The organism is Bacillus sp. FAU18 (assembly GCF_056033885.1).
On sequence record NZ_JBVYHZ010000003.1, the window covers coordinates 320493 to 346599 of the forward strand.

Here is a 26107-nt window from a genome sequence, read left to right on the forward strand (position 1 = left end):
ATACAGCGGGGCTCTTTTTATTTTTTAACAAATCCAATCAAAATGGAGATCATCGGCGATATATAGAGGAAGAACGTAAACGGGATGTAGTCTATGACTGGAACACCAAGTGCGCTCGCCATAAATGCGCCGCTGACGCCCCAAGGAATCAATGGGTTAATTAATGTTCCGCCGTCCTCTAATGACCTTGTCAGAAATTTTCGCTGGATGTTTTGTTTGTCATATAAGGATTTAAATGATTGTCCCGGTATTAATATCGATAAATACTGTTCGCCGGTTGCCAAGTTGACGCCGATGCTTGAGCAGACAGTTGCTGCAACAAGACGGCCTTTTGAGCGGATGCCTTTCATGACGCCTTCCAATAGTGCAGAAATCAATCCGATTTTCTCCATCAATCCGCCAAGTGCAAAAGCAATCATAATGAGAGAGACAGAGCCCATCATGGATTGTAGTCCGCCTCTGTTGATAATTTTAGCGGCTGCCTCATTGTCAGTTTCGAAAGTTGTGCCATTTTGCAAAGCTGTCATAAACGCCTGCAGGCTGCTGTCGGGTACAAAAATAGCAGTCAAAATTCCCGAGGAAATAATTCCGGCAGTCAGAACGGGGATTACTGATACCCGTTTAATTGCCAGCAAAACGACTAAGAGCGGAGAAAGAAGGGCCCACGGTGTCACGTTTGCAGCATCTTTTATTCCGGTTATGACCTGCTGAATATTATCGGTTGAAGCAGCGTCCGCTGACACTGATGAACCGAGAAAGTAAAACAGAACGACAGTGATGAGCAAAGCTGGAATGGTTGTGCCCATCATATGGCGAATGTGTTCAAAGATCGGTATTTCGCCTATCCCGGCTGCAAAGTTGGTTGTGTCCGACATCGGCGACATTTTATCCCCAAAACAAGCGCCGCATATGACTGCGCCTGCTGTCCATTCAAGCGGAACGCCAGCCGCGCTCGCCACGCCAATCAGCGCTACTCCGATTGTGCTTACAGTTGTCAGGCTTGAGCCAACAAGTGTGCTGATGATCATACATGAAAACAAAGCAGTCAACAGAAGGTGGCTTGGTTCAATAAAGGCTAGGGCATAAACTGTCACAGTCGGTATTGCGCCGCTGTACATCCAGGCGCCGATTAAGATGCCGATCAGCGCTAGAACAATAATCGGCTGTACGCCGTTTTTGATCCCGTCTACAATCCCTTTTTCAATACTCTTCCAGGAAAATCCAAACCATAAAGCTGCTGCTGAAAGCATGACAACACTTAAAAACAGCGGGATATGAGGTTCTACATGAAGCAAGAATAAGCAAGAAATAATAATGCATAACATGAATATAAATAAACCGACGGCTAACGGAAACGTCAGCTTTTTTTGAGAATCCAAAATAACACCCCATATTTATCTTTAATGCTTTTGTGCTTTTGGGCACGAAAGCATTATAACAGAAAAAAACGAAAATCTATGTTTTTTCACAATTATGAATATAAAAGAAGTGAGCACAGGGCGTGCTCACTTTACAATCAGGACGGGTATATCCGATTTTGCTGAAAGCTTTTCACTTACACTTCCGAATATTAGCTTTTTCAGCCTGTTTTGGTCTCTGCTTCCGGTTACGATCATATCGGCAGAAATGCGGTTTGCATGCTCGATAATTGATTCAGCCGGATCGCCTTCTAATATATCGATATCTCCATCTGCCTGCTGTTCATTCAGCATCATTCTGGCTTCGGCGATGACTTCTTCCGTACGGTCTTCATAGATCATTGGCTCAGGTGATGTTACATCCGATATCAGTGGATCAGGAACACTTGTCACGCCTCCGCTGATATAGCTTGCCTCAGCTGCGGGTCTGGGCGGGTCGATGACGGTCTGATTGTCTTTCATATCATGTGAATGGGCGACGGTAATAGTGGCATTTACGGTTTTAGCAAGATCAATGGCTGTCTGAAGCGCTTTCTTACTATTTTCACTTCCGTCAAACGCAACAATGATATGGTCAGCATGGAACATCCTTCTCACCCTTTCAAAGCGTCTTACAACACTACTACCCGAATTTGAGCACAATTAACCTTTTCCTATTCAAGTAATGATTGACAATAAAAGGTTTTGTTTATATGATGATAAAAAGATGAAATCAGAATGGAAGGAGGGTTTGCTATGCCAAGGAATTTGCATGTTTATCAAACAGTTTCATATTGGCGCGGCAAACCTTTTGTTCTGTTTTCGTGAACGGTTTTTTAGGTCGGACCGCGCGCTGAAAAGCGCTGTGCGTAACATATCGGTTAAAAAAGGCATGGAGCTGACGCTTCATGCCTTTTTTATATACAAAATCTATGGAAAGACAGGTGTATGGGATGTGAAGACAAATACAGAGGCGAGGGCTGTTCGTGCCAAATTGGATGAAAAAAGCTGCAAGGAAAAAATAGAAGGCGGCTGATGAGGAGATGGGGATAGATGTTTTCAGTTTTGAAAAAGCTTGGCTGGTTTTTTAAGGCGTACTGGCTGCGCTATACGATTGCGATTGTCCTTTTATTAGCAGTCAATGTCATTGAAATGTTTCCGCCTAAGCTCTTGGGGAACGCCATAGATGATATGAAAGCAGGGGCGTTTACTGCGGAAGGGCTGCTGTTTTATATCGGTATCTTTTTTGTGCTGACGGCGGCCGTGTATATCATGTCTTATTTTTGGATGCATCAGCTGTTTGGCGGAGCGAATCTGATGGAGAAAATTCTTCGTACGAAGCTGATGGGGCATTTGCTGACTATGTCGCCGCCGTTTTATGAAAAAAACCGGACAGGCGATTTAATGGCACGAGGGACAAATGATCTTCAGGCCGTCAGTTTAACGACAGGGTTTGGCATCTTGACGTTAGTCGATTCTACGATGTTTATGATGACGATCTTTTTGACGATGGGGTTTTTGATCAGCTGGAAGCTGACCTTTGCCGCCATTATCCCGCTTCCAGTCATGGCGATTGCAATCAGTCTATATGGAAGTAAAATTCATGAGCGGTTTACTGAGGCCCAAAACGCGTTCGGGGCGCTGAATGACAGAGTGCTGGAATCTGTTTCAGGCGTGCGGGTGATTCGCGCGTATGTTCAGGAAACAAACGATGTTCGCCGGTTTAATGAAATGACCGCTGATGTTTATCAGAAAAATATGAAAGTGGCTTTTATTGATTCCCTGTTTGAGCCGACGGTGAAACTGCTTGTCGGCGCAAGCTATCTGATTGGGCTCGGCTACGGAGCGTTTCTTGTATTCCGGAACGAGCTGACGCTTGGAGAGTTAGTGTCCTTTAACGTTTATCTAGGCATGATGATTTGGCCGATGTTTGCAATCGGTGAACTCATTAACGTGATGCAGCGCGGCAATGCGTCATTAGACCGGGTAAATGAAACTCTTTCTTATGAAACGGATGTGACAGATCCAAAACAGCCCGCTGATCTTAAAGAGCCTGGAGATATCGTTTTCAGTCATGTCAGCTTTACATATCCAAGCTCAACAAGTGACAATCTTCAGGATATTTCATTTACGGTGCGAAAAGGGCAGACTGTCGGGATTGCAGGTAAAACCGGGAGCGGAAAAACGACAATTATTAAGCAGCTTTTGCGCCAGTATCCTCCAGGTGAAGGGAGCATTACATTTTCAGGCGTACCGATTCAGCAAATCCCTCTTGACCGGCTCCGCGGGTGGATCGGATATGTGCCTCAGGATCATTTACTGTTTTCACGGACTGTAAAAGAAAATATTTTATACGGAAAACAGGATGCAAGTGATAAAGAGGTTCAGCAAGCCATTGCCGAAGCACATTTTGAAAAAGATTTGCACATGCTTCCGTCCGGTCTGGAGACAATGGTCGGTGAAAAAGGCGTAGCACTGTCAGGCGGGCAGAAACAAAGAATTTCGATTGCGAGAGCACTCATGGCGAATCCGGAAATCTTGATCCTGGATGATTCGCTTTCCGCTGTAGATGCCAAAACAGAGGCTGCAATTATCAAGAACATCAGAGAAAACCGCAAAGGAAAAACGACAATGATTTTGACGCACCGATTATCCGCGGTAGAGCACGCCGACCTGATCCTTGTGATGGACGGCGGCGTCATTGCTGAGAGAGGCACGCATCAAGAACTGTTGGCCAATAATGGGTGGTACCGGGAACAATATGAAAGACAGCAGCTGTTCACTGCGGAAGAAGGGGGAGCAGGGGCATGAAAATAGGAAAAACGTTATGGAGATACGCACTTCTTTATCGAAAATTGCTGATCACAGCCGTCATTTTGCTAGCTGTTGCCGTCGGTGCAGAACTGACTGGGCCCTTTATTGGCAAAAAAATGATAGACGACCATATCCTCGGCATTGAGAAAACATGGTATGAAGCTGCGGAAAAAGATAAAAATGCCGTTCAGTTTCACGGCGTCTCATATGTCAGAGAGGACCGATTGCAGGAGCCTGTTTCAAAAGCAAAAGAGGCGCATATTTATCAAGTGGGAATGGCGTTCTATTTTGTTGATCAGGCTGTCAGCTTCGACGGGAATAGAACGGTTGCTGACGGGAAGCTGACGATCACAAACGGAGACAAGAGCCGGGCATATGCTGCCGAAAAGCTGACTAAGCAGGAGCTTTTCCAGTTCTATCAGCCGGAAATAAAGGGAATGGTGTTTCTGATCTGCCTGTATGGGGGCTTGCTTGTGTTTTCGGTATTCTTTCAATACGGACAGCATTATCTGCTGCAGATGAGCGCCAATCGGATTATTCAAAAGATGAGGCAGGACGTGTTTTCGCACATACAGAAAATGCCGATTCGCTATTTTGACAACCTTCCGGCAGGAAAAGTCGTTGCGCGGATTACCAATGATACGGAGGCTATCAGGGATTTATATGTCACAGTGCTTTCAACATTTGTGACAAGCGGAATCTATATGTTCGGGATATTCACGGCCTTGTTTCTGCTTGATGTGAAGCTTGCGTTTGTATGTCTGGCAATTGTGCCGATTATCTGGCTGTGGTCGGTCATATACCGGAGATATGCGTCATATTACAACCAAAAAATCCGCTCGATCAACAGTGACATTAACGCAAAAATGAATGAGTCAATTCAAGGCATGACCATTATTCAGGCTTTCCGCCATCAAAAGGAAACAATGAGAGAATTTGAGGAATTAAATGAATCACATTTTTATTTCCAAAACAGGATGCTGAATTTAAACTCCTTGATGTCCCATAATCTGGTCAATGTCATCCGCAATCTTGCGTTCGTCTGTCTGATCTGGCATTTTGGCGGTGCGAGCCTGAATGCGGCCGGGATTGTTTCTATCGGTGTGCTGTACGCGTTTGTTGATTATTTGAACCGGTTGTTTCAGCCGATCACAGGCATCGTCAATCAGTTTTCAAAGCTGGAGCTTGCAAGGGTCTCCGCCGGGCGTGTTTTTGAACTGCTTGAAGAAAAGAAAACGGAAGAAGCGGGTGAACCGGCGAAGGAGCGTGCGCTGGGGCGGGTTGAATTTCGTGATGTGTCATTTGCGTATCAAGAAGGTGAGGAGGTATTAAAGCATATTTCCTTTACTGCGCAAAAAGGCGAAACCGTAGCGCTCGTCGGCCATACCGGATCAGGAAAAAGCTCGATTTTGAATCTTCTGTTTCGTTTTTATGATGCGCAAAAAGGTGATATTCTGATTGATGGGAGAAGCATTTACAACATGTCAAGACAGGAACTCAGATCCCATATGGGCATTGTGCTTCAGGACCCGTACTTATTCTCGGGTACAATCGGATCTAATGTAAGTCTGGATGACGAAAGAATGACTGAAGAAGAAATAAAAAATGCACTGCGGCAAGTCGGTGCTGAGCCTCTTCTAAAGAAGCTTTCGAAGGGCATTAATGAGCCCGTGATTGAAAAAGGCAGCACGCTATCCTCGGGAGAGCGGCAGTTAATTTCTTTCGCTAGAGCTTTGGCGTTTGATCCCGCGATCTTGATTTTAGATGAAGCTACAGCGCATATTGATACAGAGACAGAGGCCGTAATCCAGAAGGCGCTTGATGTCGTCAAACAAGGACGCACCACCTTCGTCATCGCTCACCGGCTTTCAACAATCAGAAATGCTGATCAGATTTTGGTTCTTGATAAAGGAGAAATTGTTGAGAGAGGGAACCACGAGGAACTGATGGCATTAGAAGGCCAATATTATCAAATGTATGAACTGCAAAAGGGACAGAAACATTCCATTGCATAACGCTCAAAAAACCCAAAACAATCGTGTTTTGGGTTTTTGGTTTATGTAGTCAATAAGCCAGTCCGACACGGTATCCGACATACTTACCTGTAACGAGCTCACGATATAAAAAGTCCGCAGTATCGCCGACCGAAATGCTTGTGCCGCCCTCAGGCAAAACGTTACGCTCCGTACGATATACGCCGGTTGCTGTTCCGTCCGGGAGGTAAGTGGGGCAGATGATTGTCCAGTCTAATGATGATTCTTTAAGCATTTCGTATACTTTTGTATGCTCCTTGGCTGCGCGGGTCTGCTTTCGTTTCGATTCATTTGTTTCAAACCGGTATTTTCCCGGTTCATATCGGGAATCTAGGATCCCTGCGGTGCCGATCGTAATAAGCCGTTTGATATGCTGTTCCTCCATAGCGGAGAGAATGTGTGCCATAGCAGTTGACAAGGTATCATCACCATCTGTGCCTAGACAGCTGATCACGATTTCAGCATTCTCCATTATTTTTTTCACATCTTCTAAGCGGCGGGCGTTTCCCGTGACGGTTCTGTCTTTTGAAAGGGGAAGATCAGCATGTTGAGATCTGATCAGAGCGAAAATATCAAATCTTTCATCTGCTGCAGCTTGTGTTAAAAAGGCCTGTCCGACGCGGCCGCTGGCTCCTAATAAAGCGATTTTCATCAAAAAACCTCCTCGCCTTTCATTATAAAAGGATGTTCTCAGTTTGAACAGCGCGGGAAAGAATACCTGTACAAATAAACAGAACGATGGGAAACATATTCATGAATCATGGATACACTTACGAACTGAACCAGCTCCCAATTCACAATGGTGATGAATGACACCCCGATTTCCTCCCTTTTTTTCTAGGATATGTGGAGCAGGAAAAAAGGGTGACAAAATAAAGAGAGCGCGGAAACCGCGCCCTCTATAGCCATATATTGAATTGTTATTGAACTCTGCCGCCCATTTGCTGCTGAGCGAAAGATACTAAACGTTTTGTGATTTCTCCTCCGACAGAACCGTTAGCGCGAGAAGTAGTGTCCGCTCCAAGGTTAACGCCGAATTCAGAAGCGATTTCAAGTTTCATTTGATCGATAGCCTGAGCTGCGCCAGGAACTAGTAAGTCATTTGAAGAGTTTTGGTTAGCCATGTGTAAAATCTCCTTTTTATTTAGTATGGTTGGGTTAACTGGAGTTGCACCAGATCTGTGAACCCTTATCGGGTGTCACTGCCGCCTCGGCGTAACCCAATGCTTTGCCGGCTTGTTACTACGTATTATGTTAAAATGGCCGGAAACTCATGCGGAGAATTGTGTGGTAAATCTTGAGAAAGCAAAAAAAGCTTAGCCGTTTAGGCTAAGCTAGTCATAAATATGAAAAAGCATCAGTTCATGTATCTCGTTTGTAAGAGCAGGCTCGTCAGCGCGGGCGGGAAACAAGTCTCCCCATTCAATTTCACCGCTCTTATGATAGATGCCTTCATAATGGGTCCCTTTATAATAAAATGATATTTTCCAACCGGGCAGCTTTTCTTTTGGGAACAACGGTTTCCAGCTGAAATGAGAAATCATAACGGCCACGCTCCTTACATTTGGTATCAATTGACCTGAATATAAACGGCTTATGTTCATTGTATCATTGTTCCAGAACATCATTGAAGAGGCCCCAATATGCAGTTTGTCCCAGCCTTGGATAAAGATAAGCCCGCTTTATTAAAAAAGCGGACAGGTTACGAAGGCCACAATGCTTCAGGAGATGTGATTGCCTTCTCAGATAAATAGGACGCGTATTCAAAGCTTCTTCGTTTTGTAAGAGAATCAACATGATGCAAATTTGGATGAGAAAAAATGCTTCGGCCCGGGCGCGAATTCGCTTCAAACATCCATACTTTACCGTTCTGATCAATGCCAAAATCGAAACCGATCTCCCCGATAAACCCCTCGATATGATCATGAAGGACATGGCTTGCCGTCAGTGCCGCTGCAGAAAGCTTTTTAATGACCTCAACTCTTTCAGCGGGATCATCGTATACTTCCGCAAGTGTCTTTACAGTGCCGCCGTTAGAAAGATGTGTTGTAATGCTGTTCTTTCCGGAAATTTTTACGGCAATTGCTGTCACTGTCCATTTTCCTTTTCTGTTTTTATTGGTATGGACACGGAAATCCGCTGGTTTGCCTTGAAATTCGATGAGATCAACACCTTGCTGAATGAGAAAGTCGGACGGGTTGTGCTGTTTTTGAAATTCTGCAAGGAATGAGGCGGCATCGGAATAATCAATCGAAGTAAATGTTTTGGCGTCATTCGTATGCTTTACCGTCAGGCCGCCATCTGTTCTTGTCAGCTGATAAATGCCGGTGCCGAGTGCTCCATTTGCCGGTTTGATATAGACTTTTTTGTATGCGCCACAGAGCTCATCTATCAGCTCCACAGATGGTGTCAGCTCGGATCTAGGCAAAAAGGGTGCCGTTCTCGGATCTTTTTCGAGCAATTGATGAACGTTCCATTTATTGAAAAACGTTTTATTAAACCATGGGATCTGATATTCATCGATCAGCCTCTTTTTTGTATGTTGCAAGAGAAGTGAATCTTCAATTTTTCGGTTCGGCAAACGATCATAAACGACGTTCGGCAATGGAACGATTTTTTTCTCCCAGCCGTTTTCCCTGTAAAGGAGGCCTTCAATCGTGCCTTCCTCCCAATTGATTTGGTGCGCGCCAAAAACGAAGCAGTAGCCTCCGGCTTGCTCGTGTAACGTGACAAGCTTAGAAAAAAAGAGGGAACGATCCTTAAATGGACGTTCAAGAGATACAGTAAACCCTGCCGTAAAGATGCCGACTAACGGCCCGATATGCACTGTATGATCATGAATCAGTATATCAGCCCTGCTTCGGTGGGGAAGCAAAAGCTCATGAAACAGATTTTCAGAGAGAAGCACGGTTTGTTCCAGATGCCGTCTGTAAGCAACGTGGCATCTGACAACCTTCGTTCCGAATGCGGCATGCAAAAGTCCGTCTTGCTTCAGCGAAGAGGGCAGAAACAGGGTGTTTTCACTGGTTTTGTCTATGCCGATCAAAAACCGTTTAGGATTCACGCGGAAGAACTCCTTTCTGGCTTTGCTCAGAAAACAGATATTGGCAGCGCTTTAGGGGACAAGTGTACAGCTGTTCTTTTTGCTCGGGAGAGACACGCAGGATTGACTTCCTGCCCGGTTTGGAATTGATATCTAAAATCCAAATTCTCCCGTCCTTTGCAAGACATATATCAAGACCGAGTTCAAACAACGGCCCGTAGCGCTCGTCAAGATAATACGGAACCGATTGGGTAATTGAAAACACATCATCTAGTAAAACCACTTGCTGTTTTTTCGGTATATCTTCAAACCAGGAGTCAAATGTCAGCGCATCAGATCCGCCTGACAAATTGGCCAGCAGCCCGTGTTTGTATCCGCGTCTTACTGCCTTTCCGACTGTATTCCATTCACCTGCTTCGTTTTTTTCCATAAACAGACGAATATCACAAGGGTATTGTTCCTTATCTTGAATGTTTAAGTAAGGCTGAAGCAAATATTGATGCTGAAGCACTTTTTTGCACCATGTTTTAAAAGAAGTCTGGTTGGAAAACGTTTTTGTCTGCTTATCCTTTCCGATGTGATAAGTAGCAGTGATGTTTTTCTTGCCCAGCTTCAAAAGAATCACGCCTCTGCCTCCCGCGCCGAATGCCGGTTTAAGGATGCAGGCTTTTTCTTTGGATAAAAAGGAGTGAATTTGTTCGTAGCGGTTCACCTTTATCGTTTCGGGAATATAGGGATTGATTACAGAGTGCTGCTGCAAATCGTGAAGGACGGTCCACTTATCGGGAAGACCCCGCCCGATAAATTCCGTTTTCGGATATTTTTTGAGCCACTCAACGATTGGTTTTGCTTTTTGGGAATGTGAATCCTTGCCGTAAAAACAGCGATCATAAATATAATCTGGAATCGCCATTTCAGTTTCGTTCCATGTGCTGCTGGCCGAATGATAGACCGATGCTTTGACACGCAGAGTGTCAGGTGAAATATCAAATGGTGTAAACCGGATGAAACGTATGCCGAATTCGGGTGCTCTTTTGGCCAGTTCTGCGGAATAATCCGCTTCATGCTGGCGGGATAAGGACATAAAACCGAGTGTTATCATGGTGAGACTCCCCCTTTTATTCAAAAGCTGCCGGCGGGTGTCCGCAGCTTTACACTAAATACATGTAAGACGAACGCAGCTGACGGTATTCTACTTTACAGAATACGATTCTCCACCTTGCCCTATTCCAAAAGAACAAGCTGATTTTCTAAGAATAGGAATTTGTCTCCTCGTTTGCTAAGTGATTGCATGAGCCTCTATAATACGTATAGGTACATAATCTATATGAAAAAAGCTGAAGCACAGATGGAGGAAGATGAATAGGAATGGGTATTGCAGGAACCTTTATTTTTATGATCGTGATCGGCGCTGCCATTGGAGCGGTGACCAATCATTTAGCAATTCAAATGCTGTTTAGGCCGTATAAAGCGTACTATTTGTTTGGGAAGCGAGTTCCTTTTACGCCCGGGCTGATTCCAAGACGGCGAGATGAACTTGCAAAACAAATGGGACTGATGGTAGTCAATCATCTCTTAACCCCTGAAGGCATTAAAAAGCGGCTCGTCTCTGATGCAGCCAAAACGCAGGCTCTTCGAGTGGGGGAACAGCTGATTCAAAAGCTGTCACTTTCTGAAGTGACAGTAAAAGAAGCGCTTGAAAAAGCCGGGATGAAGCGCCCCGAAAAAGCTGCTGATGCATGGATCAGCAGCTGGACCGATGATAAGCTGAATGAGCTTTTCCGCCAATACGGGGACCAATCGTTAAAAGAGCTGGTGCCTATAGAGGTGCAGGAAAAGCTTGAGGAAAAAATTCCGATGATTTCAGGATATATATTGTCACGGAGTGTCCGTTATTTTGAAAGTGATGAAGGAAAAATCCGTCTTGGCAATATGATTGATGACTTTTTAAAAGAGCGCGGCATGCTTGGAAGCATGGTGCAAATGTTTCTCGGCAATTCAAGCCTTGCGGATCGCGTGCTGCCGGAGCTGCTGAAATTCTTGCGGAATGAGGAAACAAATAAATTGCTTTCTGATCTCTTAAAAAACGAATGGGGCAAGCTGAGGGAGTATACGTTTAATGAAGCAGATGAAAAATGGAATGCAAAGGCGCTCATTTTCAGTTTGAAACGAAGAGTGCTGCAAGCATTTTCTACTGCCCCTTTCTTCGACAATACGATTGGCACGCTTACCGTCCGCTATGAATCTGAGCTGACCCAGCAAATGCTGCCGGCACTGTTAGACAAATTGCTTGAAGGGATTTCGTCCAACCTTGAAAGTGTCTTAAAACGGTTGCGTCTTGAGGAAATCGTCAAGGAGCAGGTGGATCAGTTCCCGGTGGAGCGTCTTGAAGAAATGGTGCTGTCCATTTCAAAAAAAGAATTTAAAATGATTACCTATTTGGGGGGCCTTCTCGGCGGAATGATAGGCGCGATTCAAGCACTGTTTGTCATCCTTTTTTAAGAAGAAATGGTTTTTGATTAATGAAAGGAGCTCCATAGTCTGTTATAGTGGAGTGGTATGTCAAACGGCAATGATGAAAGGAGCTATTTACAATGGCTGTTAATTTTTATGATGTAGCGTATGATCTGGAAAATGCATTACGCGGGAGCGAAGAGTTCACCCGTTTAAAAAACCTTTACGACGAAGTTAACGCAGATGAATCAGCGAAGCGCATGTTCGAAAACTTCCGTGATGTACAGCTTAGACTCCAGCAAAAACAAATGGCAGGAGAAGAGATTACACAAGAAGAAGTGACGCAGGCTCAAAAAACAGTTGCGCTTGTACAGCAGCACGAAAAAATTTCTCAGCTGATGGAAGCGGAGCAGCGCATGAGCATGCTGATTGGTGAATTGAACAAAATCATTATGAAGCCTTTAGAAGAGCTTTACGGCAGTGTTGAAGGCTAATCAGCAAAATCCCTTCTTGGATAAGAAGGGATTTTTTACTTATTCAGCAAACTTGGAAATCCAATGAATCTTTTACCTCTCCATTGATGATGACTGATAATGTATGAATTCCTTTGTAATGCTTTCTGGTGGTTAAATCCTTAAAGGATTGGATTCTTGTGTATGACTTTGTTTCGTTTTTTCGTATATTTGTTTCTGTTATTTTAAATACTTTCTGATGACGCTGGCCTCTTGCTTTTACAAAATCAATTGCGTACTCAATTCTTACTTTTTGATCCCTGTCTGAATGAATATAGAAAGAAAATTCAAGGCTTTCGCCAATAACTATACGTTTGGGCTGACATGTTAAATCATGTAGTTGTATCGAATCAGCATTTTCATAACCAAAAAGCGCTAAGGCCTGTTTATCACCCTTTTTTAATAGGGTCCGATAGGCATGTTTGATAATCCAGTCTGTATGGGGATGTGTTCCGTACCATTGATCTGCGACTTTTCTCAGTAAATGAGGATGCGTTTTTGATATATCATTAAGGTTGTTGGCCACGCTTTTCCTTACATATAAGGACTCGTCCTGCATCAGCTTTTCAAGGATCGGCAATACGGGGGAAGGGTCCGATTTCAAAGCCGGTATCGATTTTCCCCACGGCAGGCGGGGCCTGCTGCCTTCGCTCGCAAGTCTTCTCACGTGTTCATTTTTATGCTCAGACCATGCAAGCAATTGTGCAATCATCTTTTCTTGATCTAACAGCAAAAAAGGCCTTACAGCAAATTCTGAGGTGGAATATTGCGTAAAGTATTCCAATGCCTTTATTGATTCTTCCCAATGCGCTAACCCGTACTGTTCCACATAATCTGGAAATAAAATTCCGCTGAGTCCTTTAAAATGAGGGGCTGTATCCCGTAAAATTGCGAGCGCTTCAACGTATTGTTTTGGCAAAGTTTCGTATAAAGAAACTGTCACGCGGCGCATCCGCTCTTTTAAAGTGAGTTCAGGCCAGTCCTCCAGCCGTAATGTATCCAAGAATCTGTTTTTGTTAAAATCAGGATAGGATGACCTTACATGATGGATCAACTGAGATATCAGTTCTTCATTATATATTTCTTTTAAATCAGCCATATAAACACCGCTTTTTCGTTTATTATTTATATTGTATGGGAATGTACGTTCTGAATCAAGTGTATAGTCCTAAAAATTAACAACTGATCCTACCACGGATATACAAAAGTTGGTTACTTTTTTTAGTTAAAAAAACCCTTGTCATCGGAAAGGAAAACTGAGATAATAACATTGAAAGCGCCTACACTTACCTATTTCAAATGGATACGGTCGCATATCATGCCGTTATATAGAGGGGATAAGCAACAGAGAGTAAGTGTTCGGAGCGCATCATTGGTCAAACAAGGGGTTCCTGATACATGATTTTTCGTAAATCGAAATAACGATATTAGGGAGAATGGCTGCTTCGATCGTATCCTATCAACAAGCCATACATAAAGTCTGCTGAGCCAGGCTTTTTTTGCTTTAAGAAAAGGTTGTTCTAAACACAGAGACAGGGTCATATCCTATACACAAGTACAGTCATCAAGGAGGGGGACATCTCTGTGTCAAAACAATTGCTTGCCTTAAATATAGATGGAGCGCTGCTTCGGTCGAACGGGAAGATTCATCAGGCAACGAAAGACGCGATTGAATATGTAAAGAAAAAAGGGATTTACGTCACACTTGTGACCAACCGTCATTTTCGCTCAGCACAGAAAATAGCGAAATCGCTAAAGCTTGATGCCAAGCTGATCACCCATAGCGGGGCATATATCGCTGAGAAAATTGACGCCCCGTTTTTTGAAAAAAGAATTTCTGATGATCATACTTTTAACATTGTTCAAGTGCTGGAGAGCTATCAATGCAATATTCGGCTTCTTCACGAAAAGTATTCTATCGGAAACAAGAAAAAGGTGAATTCGAATTTATTGGGGAAAGCACTCATTCATCCGTCTGACCCGATCTTTTATCCAGTCCAGTTCGTTGAATCATTAAGCGATCTCCTCATGGATGAGCCGGTGAGTGCACCCGTGATCGAGGTGTACACGGAGCACGACATTCAGCATGACATTACAGAAACGATTACAAAAGCCTTCCCTGCGGTGGACGTGATTCGCGTAAACGATGAGAAGCTGAATATCGTCCCGAAAGGTGTCTCGAAGGAAGCGGGGTTGGCCCTCGTCGCTTCAGAGCTGGGCCTGAGTATGGATGATGTCGTGGCCATTGGGCATCAGTATGACGATCTGCCGATGATCGAACTTGCAGGTCTTGGGGTAGCGATGGGGAATGCCATTCCGGAAATTAAGAGAAAGGCAGATTGGGTTACAAGGTCCAATGACGAGCAAGGTGTCGCTTATATGATGAAGGAATATTTCCGAATGCAGCAGCGAAAAGGATTTCTTGATAAGTTCCACATGAAACGTGTGTAAAAAAGCCGCTCGCACCCTGACAGGTGCGGCGGCTTTTTTGCCGGATTGATTTTAGCAGTTTATTTCTGTACACTAAAGAAAGTTTTGAATCTGATAAATTAGGTGATGAAGTTGCAAATTAAAATAGAAGGCATACATGATGACCGCCTGCATCGGCCTCTGCAAAATATTGCAAATTTATTTTATGAAGAGTGCGAGCTTGCGTATGGCGGAGAGGAGCCCGCAGATTTTGTCATTTCTTTAGCGTTGTCACAAACGGATGAGCATGTGACGGTTTCGGGAGAAGTGAAGGGTACTGGCATAAAGGAACAGCATACAAAAATTTTTTCTCCCGGCATGAATGAAAAAGAAGCTTTTAAGCAAGTGAAAAACACAATTTCTTATGTGTATCTCAATCTTCTTCAGGCGCATACGGGCATTACGCAGAAGTGGGGAATCCTCACAGGAATCCGGCCCACAAAGCTGCTTCATAAAAAACTGCAAAGCGGAATGTCCAAGGAGCAAGCGCATGCTGAGTTGAAAAAAGACTATTTAATTCATGATGAAAAAATCATGCTAATGCAGGAAATTGTTGACCGTCAGCTGGCGGCAGTTCCGGATTTGTACCGAGTAAAGGATGAAGTCAGCATTTATATCGGCATTCCGTTCTGCCCGACAAAATGCGCGTATTGCACATTCCCTGCGTATGCCATCCAGGGACAGGCGGGCAGAGTCGGCTCATTCCTATGGGGACTGCATTACGAAATGCAGAAAATCGGTGAATGGCTGAAGGAGCATGATGTTAAGGTTACAACCATTTACTTTGGCGGCGGGACGCCGACAAGCATTACAGCGGAGGAGATGGATCTGCTGTATGAAGAAATGGTCCGCTCCTTCCCGGATGTGAAAAACATTCGTGAGATTACGGTGGAGGCCGGTCGTCCTGACACGATTACAGAAGAAAAACTCGCCGTTTTAAACAAATATGACATTGATCGGATCAGCATCAATCCGCAATCCTATGAAAACGAAACGCTAAAGGCGATCGGACGGCACCATACGGTTGAAGAGACCATTGAGAAATATCATCTGTCACGCCAGCACGGCATGAATAATATCAACATGGACTTGATTATTGGTTTGCCTGGGGAAGGCGTGAAGGAGTTCAGGCACAGTCTTTCAGAAACAGAAAAACTGATGCCGGAATCCCTTACCGTTCATACTCTTTCATTTAAACGGGCGTCAGAAATGACGAGAAACAAGCATAAGTACAAAGTTGCCGGCAGGGAAGAGGTTTCTCAAATGATGGAAGACGCGGTAGCCTGGACGAAAGAGCATGGGTACGTGCCTTATTATTTATACCGCCAGAAAAACATTCTTGGAAACCTTGAAAACGTCGGATACTCTTTGCCGGGACAAGAAAGCATCTACAACATTATGATTATGGAAGAGGTGCAGACGATTATCGGCATCGGCTGCGGCGCTGCTAGTAAATTTATTGATCGGGATACAGGGAAAATCACGCATTTTGCGAATCCAAAAGATCCGAAATCGTACAATGAGCGCTTCGAGCACTACACGGACGAAAAAATCAAATATTTAGAGCAGATTTTTGAGAAGACGACAAAGCAGCACTGATCACAGTGCTGCTTTTTTTTATCCCTGTTTTTTTGCGGGCTGAACCTCAGGCTTCCATTTAAATACCTTGTTCAGCAAGCAGTAAATTCGTTTTGATTCCTTTGTTACAAGCGGTCCCAAAATCGCCAGAATGAGGACATATAATGCGGCAAACGGCTTTAATGTGGCCGACAGTCCGCCTGCTATTCCGAGATTCGCAACGATAATCGAAAATTCTCCCCGCGATACGATCGTCAGCCCGATATTCGATGAAGCCTTATGAGAAAGCCCTGCGCGTCGTCCTGCCACCATTCCGGCGATAAAATTTCCCAGAATGGTCAAAATCACTGCACCCAACGCAAGCCAAACCGCTTCACCGAGCGAAAACGGATCGATGCTGAGGCCGAAGCTGAAAAAGAACATCGCACCGAAGAAGTCGCGAAACGGAACGACGAGGTGTTCAATCCTATCGGAATGCTCTGTTTCTGAAAAGACCAAACCGAGCAACAGCGCGCCGATTGCTTCCGCTACATGAATCGTCTCGGAAAACCCGGCGATAAAAAAGAGTGCTGCGAAAATGACGATAATAAACACTTCGTTTGAGCGAATGTCCAACAGTTTGTTCAACAGCGGCGGGAGTTTTCTTGCTGCGATAAAAAACAGCAGCATATAACCGAAGGCGATCAAAATGGACAAGAGTGCACTCCCTACGGATGTCGCATCACCTAGCACAAGGCCGGAAACAACGGACAGATATACGGCAAGGAAAATATCTTCAAACATGATGATGCCGAGAATCAATTCGGTTTCCGGATTGGCGGTTCTTTTTAAATCAACGAGCACTTTTGCGACAATCGCACTTGACGAGATTGTGATGACGCCTGCGAGGATGAGGACTTCCAGAAAGGAAAATCCGGTGATAAACCCGTAAAGCAGTCCGAGGCTGAAGTTAATCAAAATATAAATCGTCCCGCCGACCGCGATTGATTTTCCAGATTTGATTAACTTCCCGACAGAGAATTCGAGTCCGAGATAGAAGAGGAGGAACAGTACGCCCATTCGCCCGAAAAACTCGATGATTTCACTGCTTTGAATAAATGTTAGATCAATAATCCCTATTTTCGGCGCGTGCGGTCCAACAAGCATTCCCAGCACAATCAGAAACGGAATAATCGAAAATTTAATTTTATTGGCGATCACACTGGCGATTGCCACAAGGACAAGTGCAGTTCCGACTTCAAATACAAGATGGTCCATCGGGGCTCACACGCCCTCTCCAGAAAGAAAATCGTGAATCAGTTTCTTCAGATGCTTTCTCTCACCTGAGAGGACAAGGGTGTCATTTTCTTCAATAATCGAATCGGCTCCGGGATTTAGGAGCTTTTCCTGGTTGTGTTTGATAATGGCAATCACAGTGACATCGTAATTCTGGCGAACATCAAGCTCTCCAAGTGTGCGTCCGATCGATTTGGCGCCTTTTTCGACCTTAAACCATTCAATAATAAGATCGCTGAAGGCCATTTCGATGGACTCCAGAGCTTGCGGTTTATAGACCATGCCCCCGAGAATAGCTGCGATTTGCCTTGCTTCAGTATCATCCAATGAAATATTTGAAAGAAGCTCATCCGGGTCCCGGTCATTAAACCGGTAAATTTCCCTTCTTCCGTCATCATGAATGATAATCGTCATTTTTTCATGGCTTCTTGTTTCGATTTCAAACTTTTTGCCGATGCCCGGCAGATCGTTTTCTTTAATATTCAATGAAAATCCCTCCGAATGTAGTGTTGGCAGTATGGGGTGAGTTACAAATAAAACTTGAGCAAATTATATTCGGAGGTAATTAGACTGGTATTTGACAGGGACGGCCAAAGCCTTTTCCAGCCTGTTTATCAGCGGTTCGTCAAGTGGTTTGACAGAGAGCTGCCTGACAGACTGCGCCAGCGGGCTGTACTCTTTGATCAGCTCAGCCGGGTGCATGCTGCCCGGCGACGGCGTTTTTGCCGATTGTGTTTCCTGCGGATATGAGGACATAGGCACATAGCTGTCAGTGCTTGCTTCAAACTGGGAAGGCAGAACCACGTCCGAAGGGGGAAAGTACACCATAAATAAACTTAATAGAAAACTGATCAGCAATTTATCCATGTTCCTTTCCTCCCTTCTCATCAAGATATCCCTTCTATTTCACTATATAAAACTTTATGTTTCCATTCAAACAATATGCATTTTTCAGTATCTATTGACCTTGAAAAATAAAAAGGTTTATTTGAGGATGGCGGGGAATGTATAGGAGAAAGAAAAAAGCAAGCGCATACATGGAGGTGCTTCATATGGAGTTTGTTCAATATGCATGTAATGGAGCCGTTGCAGAGATTATCCTGAATCGGCCTGATGCCCATCACGCCCTGAATGAACAGATGCTGTCTGAATTGAAGGAGGCAGTCGAAATGGCGGCTGCAAGCGAGGCGCTCATCGTTCTCCTGAGAGGAAGCGGGAAAGGCTTTTCGGCCGGCGGTGATATCAGGATGATGACATCAGAGCATGACTCTGATCAATTTAAACGGCTGATGGATACGATTGAGGCTGTCACCCTGAATTTATATCAGATGAAGAAAGTGACAATTGCAGCCATTCATGGCGCTGCTGCGGGACTAGGCCTGAGTTTGGCGCTTTGTGCGGACATTGTGCTCGCTGAAAAAAACGCCGTCCTCGCGATGAATTTTATCGGCATTGGGCTTGTTCCGGACGGCGGAGGACATTATTTGCTGAAGAAAAGAATCGGTGAAGCAAAAGCGAAAAAACTGATTTGGAGCGGAAAAAAACTATCTGCCTCGGAAGCTGACGATATGGGGCTTCTTGATGGGACATTTGCCGGAGACCCTGCCGAAGGCGCAAGACCCATTATCGAAACCCTGTTGGCCTCCCCTCTTTTGGCGATGATCGAAACGAAAGCTATTTTTCAAAGCCTCCAAATTGAAGAACTGAAAAAAGTGCTATTCCTTGAGCGCAGCGCCCAAGAGAGAATGAGAAGGACCAAGGATCACCAAGAAGGAATCCGTGCCTTTTTAGAAAAACGGGAGCCGAAGTTTCAAGCGTAACAGATCAGCCGGAAAGCTGATCATCTGTGAAACAAAATCAGCTTTCCGGCTGCATTGACTAAACGATGAGTATGACTATGAAGCTCTTTTTCTTTTAAGAGGGCTTCACCATGCGTTTTTGCCGCTTCTTCATGTTCTGCCTCGAATTGCTCGTTTACCAGCGTGTTCCCCGAAGGATCAAATACGGTAAGGAAATAATCAGCCATCAGGTTTCTCCCCCATTTTAAGGTTTATCAGTCTTTCTTCATTTATATTCTAAATAGGAAATCAAAATCCTTTATTATGCTTTATCCAAAATTAGTATATAATGGGTCAGGGAAGGAGGAGATTCAGTGCTTACAATTGATCACGTAACGAAGACATTTGGAGATTATAAAGCCGTTGACGGATTGGACTTAGATATTCCGGAACAGCAAATGTTCGGTCTATTAGGCGCAAACGGAGCGGGAAAAACAACGACGTTTCGCATGATCCTAGGATTATTAAGCATTACGGAGGGCTCAATCAGCTGGAAGGGCCATCCTGTGAATTATCATATCAGCAACAAAATCGGTTATCTGCCGGAAGAACGGGGCCTTTATCCGAAAATGAAGGTAAGGGATCAGCTCGTCTATCTTGCCAGATTAAAAGGGATGGAGAAGCGGGAGGCTGTAAAAGAGCTCGGGACATGGCTTGAACGCTTCAATATCACAGATTACGAGAATAAGAAGGTGGAAGAGCTTTCAAAAGGGAATCAGCAGAAAATCCAATTCATTTCGGCAGTTTTGCATAAGCCGGAGCTCCTGATTCTAGATGAACCATTCAGCGGCTTGGACCCTGTCAATGTTGAGCTGTTAAAAGAGGCTGTGATCTCGCTGAAAAACAGCGGTGTCTCTATTTTATTTTCAAGCCACCGGATGGAACATGTGGAGGAGCTTTGTGAGAACCTTTGCATATTGCAGAAAGGAAGACCGGTCGTGCAAGGCAAGCTGAAGGAGATCAAGCGCTCCTTTGGCAAAAAGAACGTCACCATTCACTCCGATGACGATCTAAGCTTTTTGCAGTCTCATGAAGGCATTCTACAATGGAAGGAAACGGCCGACGGCGTCAAGCTGCAGATTGCCAATGAAGACATTTCTCAAGAGATTTTTGCGATGCTACAGGGAAAAGGGTTTATCAGAAAGTTTGAGCTTGAAGAGCCGTCACTGCATGATATTTTTATAGAAAAGGTGGGGGCCGTCTATGAATAAATTTTGGATCATGCTTTCTCATACATACAAAAATAAGATTATGGCAAAATCCTTTATTATATCGACTGTCATCACGGTGCTGCTTGTTTTAGTTGTAACGAATCTGGAGTCGATCATTTCTTTGTTTCAAGGTGACGATGCGAAAGAAAAAATTGCCGTTGTTGATGAAACAAACGAATTATATCCGGTTTTTTCAAAGCAGCTGAAAGCGGTGGATACAGATGGCGATCTTGATGTGAAGCTGTCGAAGCAATCGGAGGATGAGGTCACAAAGCAAGTCAAAGATGAATCACTCGATGGCATGCTCATCATCAAACGAGATGAAAAAGGGACCATTTCAGGAACATATAAAGCGTTAACGATTTCTGATGAAAGCACGTATCAAACGCTGCAGCAGGCGCTGACGCAAACCAAAACAGCTGTCGGAACAGCGGAGCTCGGCGTGTCGCAGGAAACGATCAGCAGCCTTTATGCGCCCGTTACTGTGGGGCAGAAGGCGCTGAAAGAAGGGGCAAAGTCTGAGGAAGAGCTTGGCCAGACGGTAGGGCTTGTTTACATTATGCTGTTCGTCATTTATTTTTCGGTGATTATGTATGCCAGCATGATAGCGATGGAGGTCGCAACCGAAAAATCTTCGCGAGTTATGGAAATCCTGATCTCAAGTATGCCGCCGATCCAGCAAATGTTTGCAAAGCTGCTTGGTATCGGGCTTGTCGGGATCACACAGCTTGCTATTATTATAGGAGCCGGCTCTCTGTCGCTTAAGCTGAACGAAAAGAGCGAAACGGCTTCATCTGTCGGCGGATTCCTTAATTTGACCGATGTATCTGCAACCACTGTCATCTATGCTGTCATTTTCTTTTTGCTCGGATACTTTTTGTACGCGACACTTGCCGCGTTTCTCGGCAGTGTCGTCAGCAGAATAGAGGACGTGCAGCAAACGATCACGCCGATGACGCTTTTGGTTGTCGCCGGTTTTATGATCGCGATGTTCGGTTTGAATGCGCCTGACGCAGGATTTATCACGGTAACTTCGTTTATTCCGTTCTTTACGCCAATGATTATGTTCCTGCGCGTCGGCATGCTTGATATTCCGTTCTGGCAGGCGGCTGTCGGAATCGGAATCACACTGCTCACCATTGTCATACTGGCCGTTATCGGCGCCAGAATTTATAAAGGCGGTGTATTAATTTACGGCAATTCAAGCGCGTTCAAAGCGATCAAACAAGCGCTACGTTTAGCGAAAAACTGATTGGAAAACAGCCTGGGGATTCTCAGGCTGTTTCTTTATTGACAGAACGTGCATTCGCAAGAATTCGGTGCTAAAATAAGGGTACTTCATCCTGGAAAGGAGCAGAATGTTGACTGATCTAACCTTTATTCATGCGGCAGATCTTCATCTTGACAGCCCGTTTTACGGGATATCGCATCTGCCGGAGCCGATTTTTGCCCGGATTAAAGAAAGCACGTTTGCAAGCGTGAGACATATGATAGACGCCGCAGTGAGAGAACACGTTGATTTCATTTTGCTGGCGGGAGATCTGTTTGATGAAGCCAATCGAAGCTTAAAGGCTCAGCTCTTTTTGAAAAAACAGTTTGAAAGACTCAGAGAGTGCGGGATTTCGGTATACGTCATCTTTGGGAATCACGATCATCTTGGCGGGGAGTGGACGCCGATTGAATGGCCTGAGAATGTCCATATTTTTTCGTCCGCTGTTCCAGAAGAAAAATCGTTTTTTAAAGAAGGCAGGCGCATAGCAAGCATTTACGGCTTCAGCTATCAAGCCAGAGCAGTGACGGAAAACCAAGCTGCCCGCTATCGGAGATCAACTGACGCACCGTTTCATATCGGCATGCTCCACGGCACGCTGTCTGGATCTGAAGGACACGATCCGTATTGCCCGTTTACACATGACGACCTCGTGAAAAGCGGGATGGATTATTGGGCGCTTGGCCATATACATAAACGCCAAGTTCTATCTGCCGAGCACCCGGCAGTCATTTACCCGGGAAACACGCAAGCACGCCATATGAAGGAGACGGGAGATAAAGGCTATTATCTCGTTCGTGTGACTAACGGAGATATTTCTTATGAATTTCAGAGAGCGCATGATGTCCTGTGGGAAAAAGCGGCAGTTGATGTGACGGGGGCAAAGAATATGACCGCCCTCTTCCAAATGGTGGAGAACACGTTTTCGAAGCTGCGGCAAAAGGGGAGCCCTGTTTGTGTAAGGCTTGTTTTACAAGGGACGGCGCCGGAATGGCTGCTGGAGGCGCCAAAAGGCACCTTGGATGAGTTTCTTGAAGCTCTTCAGGAACAAGAAGCGGAAGAGGAACATTTCGTTTGGCCTCTTAGATTGGATGATGAGACTGAAAACGAAGCAAACCTAACAAACCTTGATCCTTTTTTTGGCGGTTTATTTGGAGACATTGATCGCAGCGATCTGTCAGACGTGCTGGAAGGGCTTGAGCGGCATCCAGTGTATAGAAGGCACGCGGACCGGTTTAGACAAGAGGAGGTAAAGGAAATAAAAGAGCAGGCACAGATATTATTGAAAAAACAGCTTAAGGTGCTTGATACATGAGGCGGTGACAGCTTTGCGAATTATATCTTTACATATCTACCAATACGGAAAATTTTCTAATCGGACCTTTCGCTTTTCCGCCTCTCCTGTCCAAGTCATCTACGGATTAAATGAGGCAGGAAAAACGACGATGATGTCATTTATTGAAAGCATGCTGTTCGGTTTTCCGAAAACGAAAAAATATGAACCGAAAACAGGCGGTGTCTACGGCGGTGTTCTAGAAGCTGAACATCCTGAGTATGGGGTGCTGAAGATCGAACGGACGAAAGGGACTGCCGAAAAACTAAGCGTGTACACAGAAAAGGGCGAAGTAAAGCAGGGAGATGTTTTAAAGCAGCTGTTCCAGGGCACAGACAGGTCGTTGTACAAAGCCATTTATTCGTTTGACGTATTTGGGCTGCAGGAAATTCACGCCTTTAATCGGGACAAGATAGGGGAATTTTTGCTCTTTTCCAGCTTGTTTGGTGCTGAAGCCGTATCAAAGCTTGATACAAGGCTGACGAAGGAAAGCGAAAGGCTCTATAAACCAAATGGGCGAAACCCTCAATTGAATCAGGAGCTGGAAACGCTTAAGCAGCTGGCAGTGAAGCTAAAACAGGCTGAAGCAGAGGAAGCGGGCTATCATCAGCTTCTCGAGGAAAAACGAACGCTTGAAGCCCGCCTTGCAGCCGCGGAAATCGAATTGAAAGAGACGGCAGGACATATCCGAATGATTGAGGGGGCGATTGAGCGAAAGCCGCTGCTAAATGAAAAAGCGACACTCGAACAGGTAATTGCAGAATGTCAGGAACATGCAGGACAATTTCCTGCTGACGGACTGCATCAGCTGGAAAAATATGAATCCCATCTTCACCCGAAATCAGCACAGCTTGAGGCGCTTCGGGTGAAGATGGCGGAGTTGGACAAACAGAGGCAAAAGCTTATCCCCGATAAAGAACTATTGGCGAAAGAAACGCTGATACAAGAGCTTTCGGCAGCGTTTCATATGTACCAATCCTGGGGAGAACAGCTGGCAGCCATTCAGGCACAGCTGCGCCAGGCGTCTGCGCAGACAGCGGCAGGGCTGGAACAGCTCAATAAAACGGATGAAAATGAGCTCCTGAATATGAACACCTCATATGATTATGAATGGCAGCTTCAGCAAGCGGTGCAGCAATATGTACAGGCAAGAGACAGAAAACGGCAGCTTGACGAGACGTTTGAACTTGCCCGGCATGAGCTGGAAGACGCGGAAAAGGCCGTTCGTGCCGCTTCGTCCGCGATTCTTGAAAACAGCCAAAGAAAAGATAAAGAAGCAGCTCTTAGAGCATATGATGAAACACAGGGGCAGCACCAAGAGCAAGCGAAGCTCAGAGAACAGCTAACGTTTTTTGAAAGACAGCAGGCTAAACAGAAAAAGACTGTCATTGCAGCTGGTATGTTGTTTATCGTTCTCTTTTCTCTGCTGCAGCAATGGATTCCTGCCATAAGTTTCGGCGCTGCACTTATTGTGTATTGGCTTGTATCAGGAAAACCGTCTTCTCGAAACAGCCGAGAGACAAGACAACCCATGACGGATATTTCACCAGCAGAAGCTGAAATGCTTAGAGAAGCGTTATGGGAGGATGACCGCAATAAGCAGCACCTTCTCACACAGCGTGCAGCGCTCCAGCAAAAGGAGGCGGCGTATGAAAGGGTCATCCAGCAGTTTGAACAGTGGGAAGCCGAAATGGCGCCGTCCTTTACACAGGTTGAGCGTTTTATGAATGAGCTCGGATTTAAGGAAGATCCATCATTTTTGCTTGAGGCATACAGCTTAATGAAGGATGTTAAAAAAGAAGTGAAGAAAAAGCATGAGCTGACCATTGAAGCAGGCAGGCTGAAAAAGCACCGGAGAACATTCGAAGAACGCGTCAGTATGCTTCGTCCCGTGAATCAGAGTCAGGATATCTCCATTTCGGACGCCCTTCACACATTGCGGAAAAACATTGAACGTGAAAAAGAAATTGAGAAGCAAAAAAAGGAAATTGAAACAGATATTCATTATACAAAGGAACAGATGCTTGAACTTGAGCAAGAAATACAGTATTTCCACGCACAGATCAAACAGTTATTTGCCGCGGCTGCTGCAAAAGACAGAGATGCGTTTTTTGCCATAGCCGACATCAGCAGGCAATTGAAGGATACGGAGAACAAGCTTCATCACGTAAACGCACAGCTTCAAGGCGGGCACCCGGAGGAACTTGAACTGGCGGATTCCAATACGCTTTCTGAATTGAAAGATAAGCAATTTGTTGAGAATGAAAGAAAAGAGCGGCTGACTGAGGAGATCGAGCAGCTCCGCAGCCAAATCGCACTGCTCTCAGTCAAACAGGAACAATTAGAGGCTTCGGGATTGGTCTCAGACCTCAAGCTTCAAACCGAAATGCAAAAAGAACGTGTAAAAGAAACGGCTAAAAAATGGGCCTCGATACAAATGATCAAACAGGTGATCAAAAACAAATTGGAGCGGCATAAAAAAATCGAGCTTCCGCGCCTTCTGGAGACGGCAGGAGAATTCTTCCGCCCTCTGACTGACGGAAACTACCAAACCATTTATTTTTCCGAAACGGATGATTCGATCATGGTTATGCATGGCGATGGAACTGTCTATCATGCGGAAGAGCTGTCACAAGGGACATGTGAACAGCTGTATACAGCGATCCGATTTGCTTTGGCTGTTACGCGCCAGGATGGGTCAATGCTTCCGTTCCAGCTTGACGACAGTTTTGTTCATTTTGATCAGGAAAGGCTGAAACGTGTATTACATGTTCTGTATGATTTATCCGAAGGCGGTAGGCAGATTTTGTATTTTACATGCCATGAGCACGTAAAAGATGCATTTCATAGCAGCCAAATCATCCATTTGGTGTCATAAAA

Annotated in this window: 24 protein-coding genes and 1 pseudogene; 12 read left to right on the top strand and 13 right to left on the bottom strand. The window is 44.9% G+C overall.

Features of this window, described 5'->3' with window-relative positions:
- Positions 1–17 precede the first annotated feature (17 nt).
- Positions 18–1379, bottom strand: a complete 1362-nt coding sequence (nhaC, locus tag AC0OMU_RS01895) for a Na+/H+ antiporter NhaC (protein ID WP_181218696.1) — start codon at positions 1377–1379, stop codon at positions 18–20.
- A 126-nt stretch (positions 1380–1505) separates the two neighbouring features.
- The gene (locus AC0OMU_RS01900; protein ID WP_474240866.1) at positions 1506–2006 is read right to left on the bottom strand and encodes a universal stress protein; all 501 of its coding nucleotides are present in this window, start codon (positions 2004–2006) and stop codon (positions 1506–1508) included.
- A 163-nt stretch (positions 2007–2169) separates the two neighbouring features.
- On the opposite strand from AC0OMU_RS01900, the pseudogene AC0OMU_RS01905 reads away from it, so the two are divergent.
- From AC0OMU_RS01905 to bmrD, 3 genes and pseudogenes are all read left to right on the top strand, one after another.
- Positions 2170–2328 (top strand): annotated as a pseudogene (locus AC0OMU_RS01905) (hypothetical protein); the annotation flags it as partial.
- Positions 2329–2450: 122 nt separating this feature from the next.
- A complete protein-coding gene (bmrC, locus tag AC0OMU_RS01910) occupies positions 2451–4208 on the top strand; it encodes a multidrug ABC transporter ATP-binding protein BmrC (RefSeq protein ID WP_100506244.1) in 1758 nt (585 codons plus the stop codon).
- Complete coding sequence (bmrD, locus tag AC0OMU_RS01915) at positions 4205–6226, top strand: multidrug resistance ABC transporter ATP-binding protein/permease BmrD (protein ID WP_474240867.1); 2022 nt, start codon at positions 4205–4207, stop codon at positions 6224–6226. The genes bmrC and bmrD overlap by 4 nt, the downstream gene beginning before the upstream one ends.
- Before the next feature lie 49 nt (positions 6227–6275).
- Here bmrD and AC0OMU_RS01920 read toward each other — a convergent pair whose 3' ends face one another.
- The 6 genes from AC0OMU_RS01920 to spaC all read right to left on the bottom strand — a co-directional run bounded on the left by AC0OMU_RS01920 (position 6276) and on the right by spaC (position 10389).
- Complete coding sequence (locus tag AC0OMU_RS01920) at positions 6276–6896, bottom strand: SDR family oxidoreductase (protein ID WP_015383226.1); 621 nt, start codon at positions 6894–6896, stop codon at positions 6276–6278.
- A 38-nt stretch (positions 6897–6934) separates the two neighbouring features.
- On the bottom strand, positions 6935–7060 hold the full coding sequence (locus AC0OMU_RS01925) for a hypothetical protein (protein WP_003245136.1): 126 nt from the start codon (positions 7058–7060) through the stop codon (positions 6935–6937).
- Between the two features lie 104 nt (positions 7061–7164).
- Positions 7165–7368, bottom strand: coding sequence for a beta type acid-soluble spore protein SspB (gene sspB, locus AC0OMU_RS01930; RefSeq protein ID WP_003233287.1), 204 nt, complete (start codon positions 7366–7368; stop codon positions 7165–7167).
- Between the two features lie 210 nt (positions 7369–7578).
- Positions 7579–7797 (bottom strand): YheE family protein, encoded by a 219-nt coding sequence (locus tag AC0OMU_RS01935; RefSeq protein ID WP_010886462.1) that lies wholly within the window; start codon positions 7795–7797, stop codon positions 7579–7581.
- Between the two features lie 149 nt (positions 7798–7946).
- Complete coding sequence (yheD, locus tag AC0OMU_RS01940) at positions 7947–9308, bottom strand: spore coat associated protein YheD (RefSeq protein ID WP_015383228.1); 1362 nt, start codon at positions 9306–9308, stop codon at positions 7947–7949.
- A complete protein-coding gene (gene spaC, locus AC0OMU_RS01945; protein ID WP_003233283.1) occupies positions 9298–10389 on the bottom strand; it encodes a spore coat associated protein SpaC in 1092 nt (363 codons plus the stop codon). Before spaC ends, yheD begins: the two co-directional genes overlap by 11 nt.
- A gap of 266 nt (positions 10390–10655) precedes the next feature.
- Here spaC and AC0OMU_RS01950 point away from each other — a divergent pair, with 266 nt between their 5' ends.
- Both AC0OMU_RS01950 and AC0OMU_RS01955 read left to right on the top strand, forming a co-directional pair.
- Positions 10656–11789 (top strand): DUF445 domain-containing protein, encoded by a 1134-nt coding sequence (locus AC0OMU_RS01950; protein ID WP_047182357.1) that lies wholly within the window; start codon positions 10656–10658, stop codon positions 11787–11789.
- 92 nt (positions 11790–11881) lie between these two features.
- Positions 11882–12235 carry a YlbF/YmcA family competence regulator gene (locus AC0OMU_RS01955; RefSeq protein ID WP_003224239.1) on the top strand — a complete coding sequence of 118 codons (354 nt, stop codon included), beginning with the start codon at positions 11882–11884 and terminating at the stop codon, positions 12233–12235.
- 43 nt (positions 12236–12278) lie between these two features.
- Here the strand turns inward: AC0OMU_RS01955 and AC0OMU_RS01960 are convergent, their stop codons facing one another.
- The gene (locus tag AC0OMU_RS01960; RefSeq protein WP_047182358.1) at positions 12279–13352 is read right to left on the bottom strand and encodes a DNA alkylation repair protein; all 1074 of its coding nucleotides are present in this window, start codon (positions 13350–13352) and stop codon (positions 12279–12281) included.
- A 485-nt stretch (positions 13353–13837) separates the two neighbouring features.
- Between AC0OMU_RS01960 and AC0OMU_RS01965 the strand changes: the two genes are divergently transcribed.
- Together AC0OMU_RS01965 and AC0OMU_RS01970 are read left to right on the top strand one after the other, a co-directional pair.
- Positions 13838–14704 (top strand): Cof-type HAD-IIB family hydrolase, encoded by an 867-nt coding sequence (locus AC0OMU_RS01965; protein ID WP_474240868.1) that lies wholly within the window; start codon positions 13838–13840, stop codon positions 14702–14704.
- 111 nt (positions 14705–14815) lie between these two features.
- On the top strand, positions 14816–16321 hold the full coding sequence (locus AC0OMU_RS01970; protein ID WP_153255855.1) for a coproporphyrinogen III oxidase: 1506 nt from the start codon (positions 14816–14818) through the stop codon (positions 16319–16321).
- A gap of 18 nt (positions 16322–16339) precedes the next feature.
- Here the strand turns inward: AC0OMU_RS01970 and khtU are convergent, their stop codons facing one another.
- From khtU to khtS, 3 genes are all read right to left on the bottom strand, one after another.
- Positions 16340–17557 carry a K(+)/H(+) antiporter subunit KhtU gene (khtU, locus tag AC0OMU_RS01975; protein WP_474240869.1) on the bottom strand — a complete coding sequence of 406 codons (1218 nt, stop codon included), beginning with the start codon at positions 17555–17557 and terminating at the stop codon, positions 16340–16342.
- Between the two features lie 6 nt (positions 17558–17563).
- A complete protein-coding gene (gene khtT, locus AC0OMU_RS01980) occupies positions 17564–18061 on the bottom strand; it encodes a K(+)/H(+) antiporter subunit KhtT (protein ID WP_015383233.1) in 498 nt (165 codons plus the stop codon).
- A gap of 63 nt (positions 18062–18124) precedes the next feature.
- Complete coding sequence (khtS, locus tag AC0OMU_RS01985) at positions 18125–18463, bottom strand: K(+)/H(+) antiporter modulator KhtS (protein WP_010886463.1); 339 nt, start codon at positions 18461–18463, stop codon at positions 18125–18127.
- Between the two features lie 164 nt (positions 18464–18627).
- Here khtS and AC0OMU_RS01990 point away from each other — a divergent pair, with 164 nt between their 5' ends.
- Positions 18628–19395: an enoyl-CoA hydratase gene (locus AC0OMU_RS01990; protein WP_015483023.1), complete on the top strand. Its 768-nt coding sequence runs from the start codon at positions 18628–18630 to the stop codon at positions 19393–19395.
- A gap of 20 nt (positions 19396–19415) precedes the next feature.
- Here the strand turns inward: AC0OMU_RS01990 and AC0OMU_RS01995 are convergent, their stop codons facing one another.
- Positions 19416–19601: a YhzD family protein gene (locus AC0OMU_RS01995; protein ID WP_003233264.1), complete on the bottom strand. Its 186-nt coding sequence runs from the start codon at positions 19599–19601 to the stop codon at positions 19416–19418.
- Positions 19602–19727: 126 nt separating this feature from the next.
- Between AC0OMU_RS01995 and AC0OMU_RS02000 the strand changes: the two genes are divergently transcribed.
- The 4 genes from AC0OMU_RS02000 to sbcE all read left to right on the top strand — a co-directional run bounded on the left by AC0OMU_RS02000 (position 19728) and on the right by sbcE (position 26105).
- Positions 19728–20624, top strand: coding sequence for an ABC transporter ATP-binding protein (locus AC0OMU_RS02000; protein WP_474240870.1), 897 nt, complete (start codon positions 19728–19730; stop codon positions 20622–20624).
- Entirely contained in the window at positions 20617–21876 is a 1260-nt protein-coding gene (locus AC0OMU_RS02005) for an ABC transporter permease (protein ID WP_015383237.1), read from the top strand. The genes AC0OMU_RS02000 and AC0OMU_RS02005 overlap by 8 nt, the downstream gene beginning before the upstream one ends.
- A gap of 106 nt (positions 21877–21982) precedes the next feature.
- Positions 21983–23209 (top strand): metallophosphoesterase family protein, encoded by a 1227-nt coding sequence (locus AC0OMU_RS02010; RefSeq protein WP_015383238.1) that lies wholly within the window; start codon positions 21983–21985, stop codon positions 23207–23209.
- Between the two features lie 4 nt (positions 23210–23213).
- Positions 23214–26105, top strand: coding sequence for a DNA repair/recombination ATPase SbcE (gene sbcE, locus AC0OMU_RS02015; RefSeq protein WP_474240871.1), 2892 nt, complete (start codon positions 23214–23216; stop codon positions 26103–26105).
- The last annotated feature ends 2 nt before the right edge of the window (positions 26106–26107 follow it).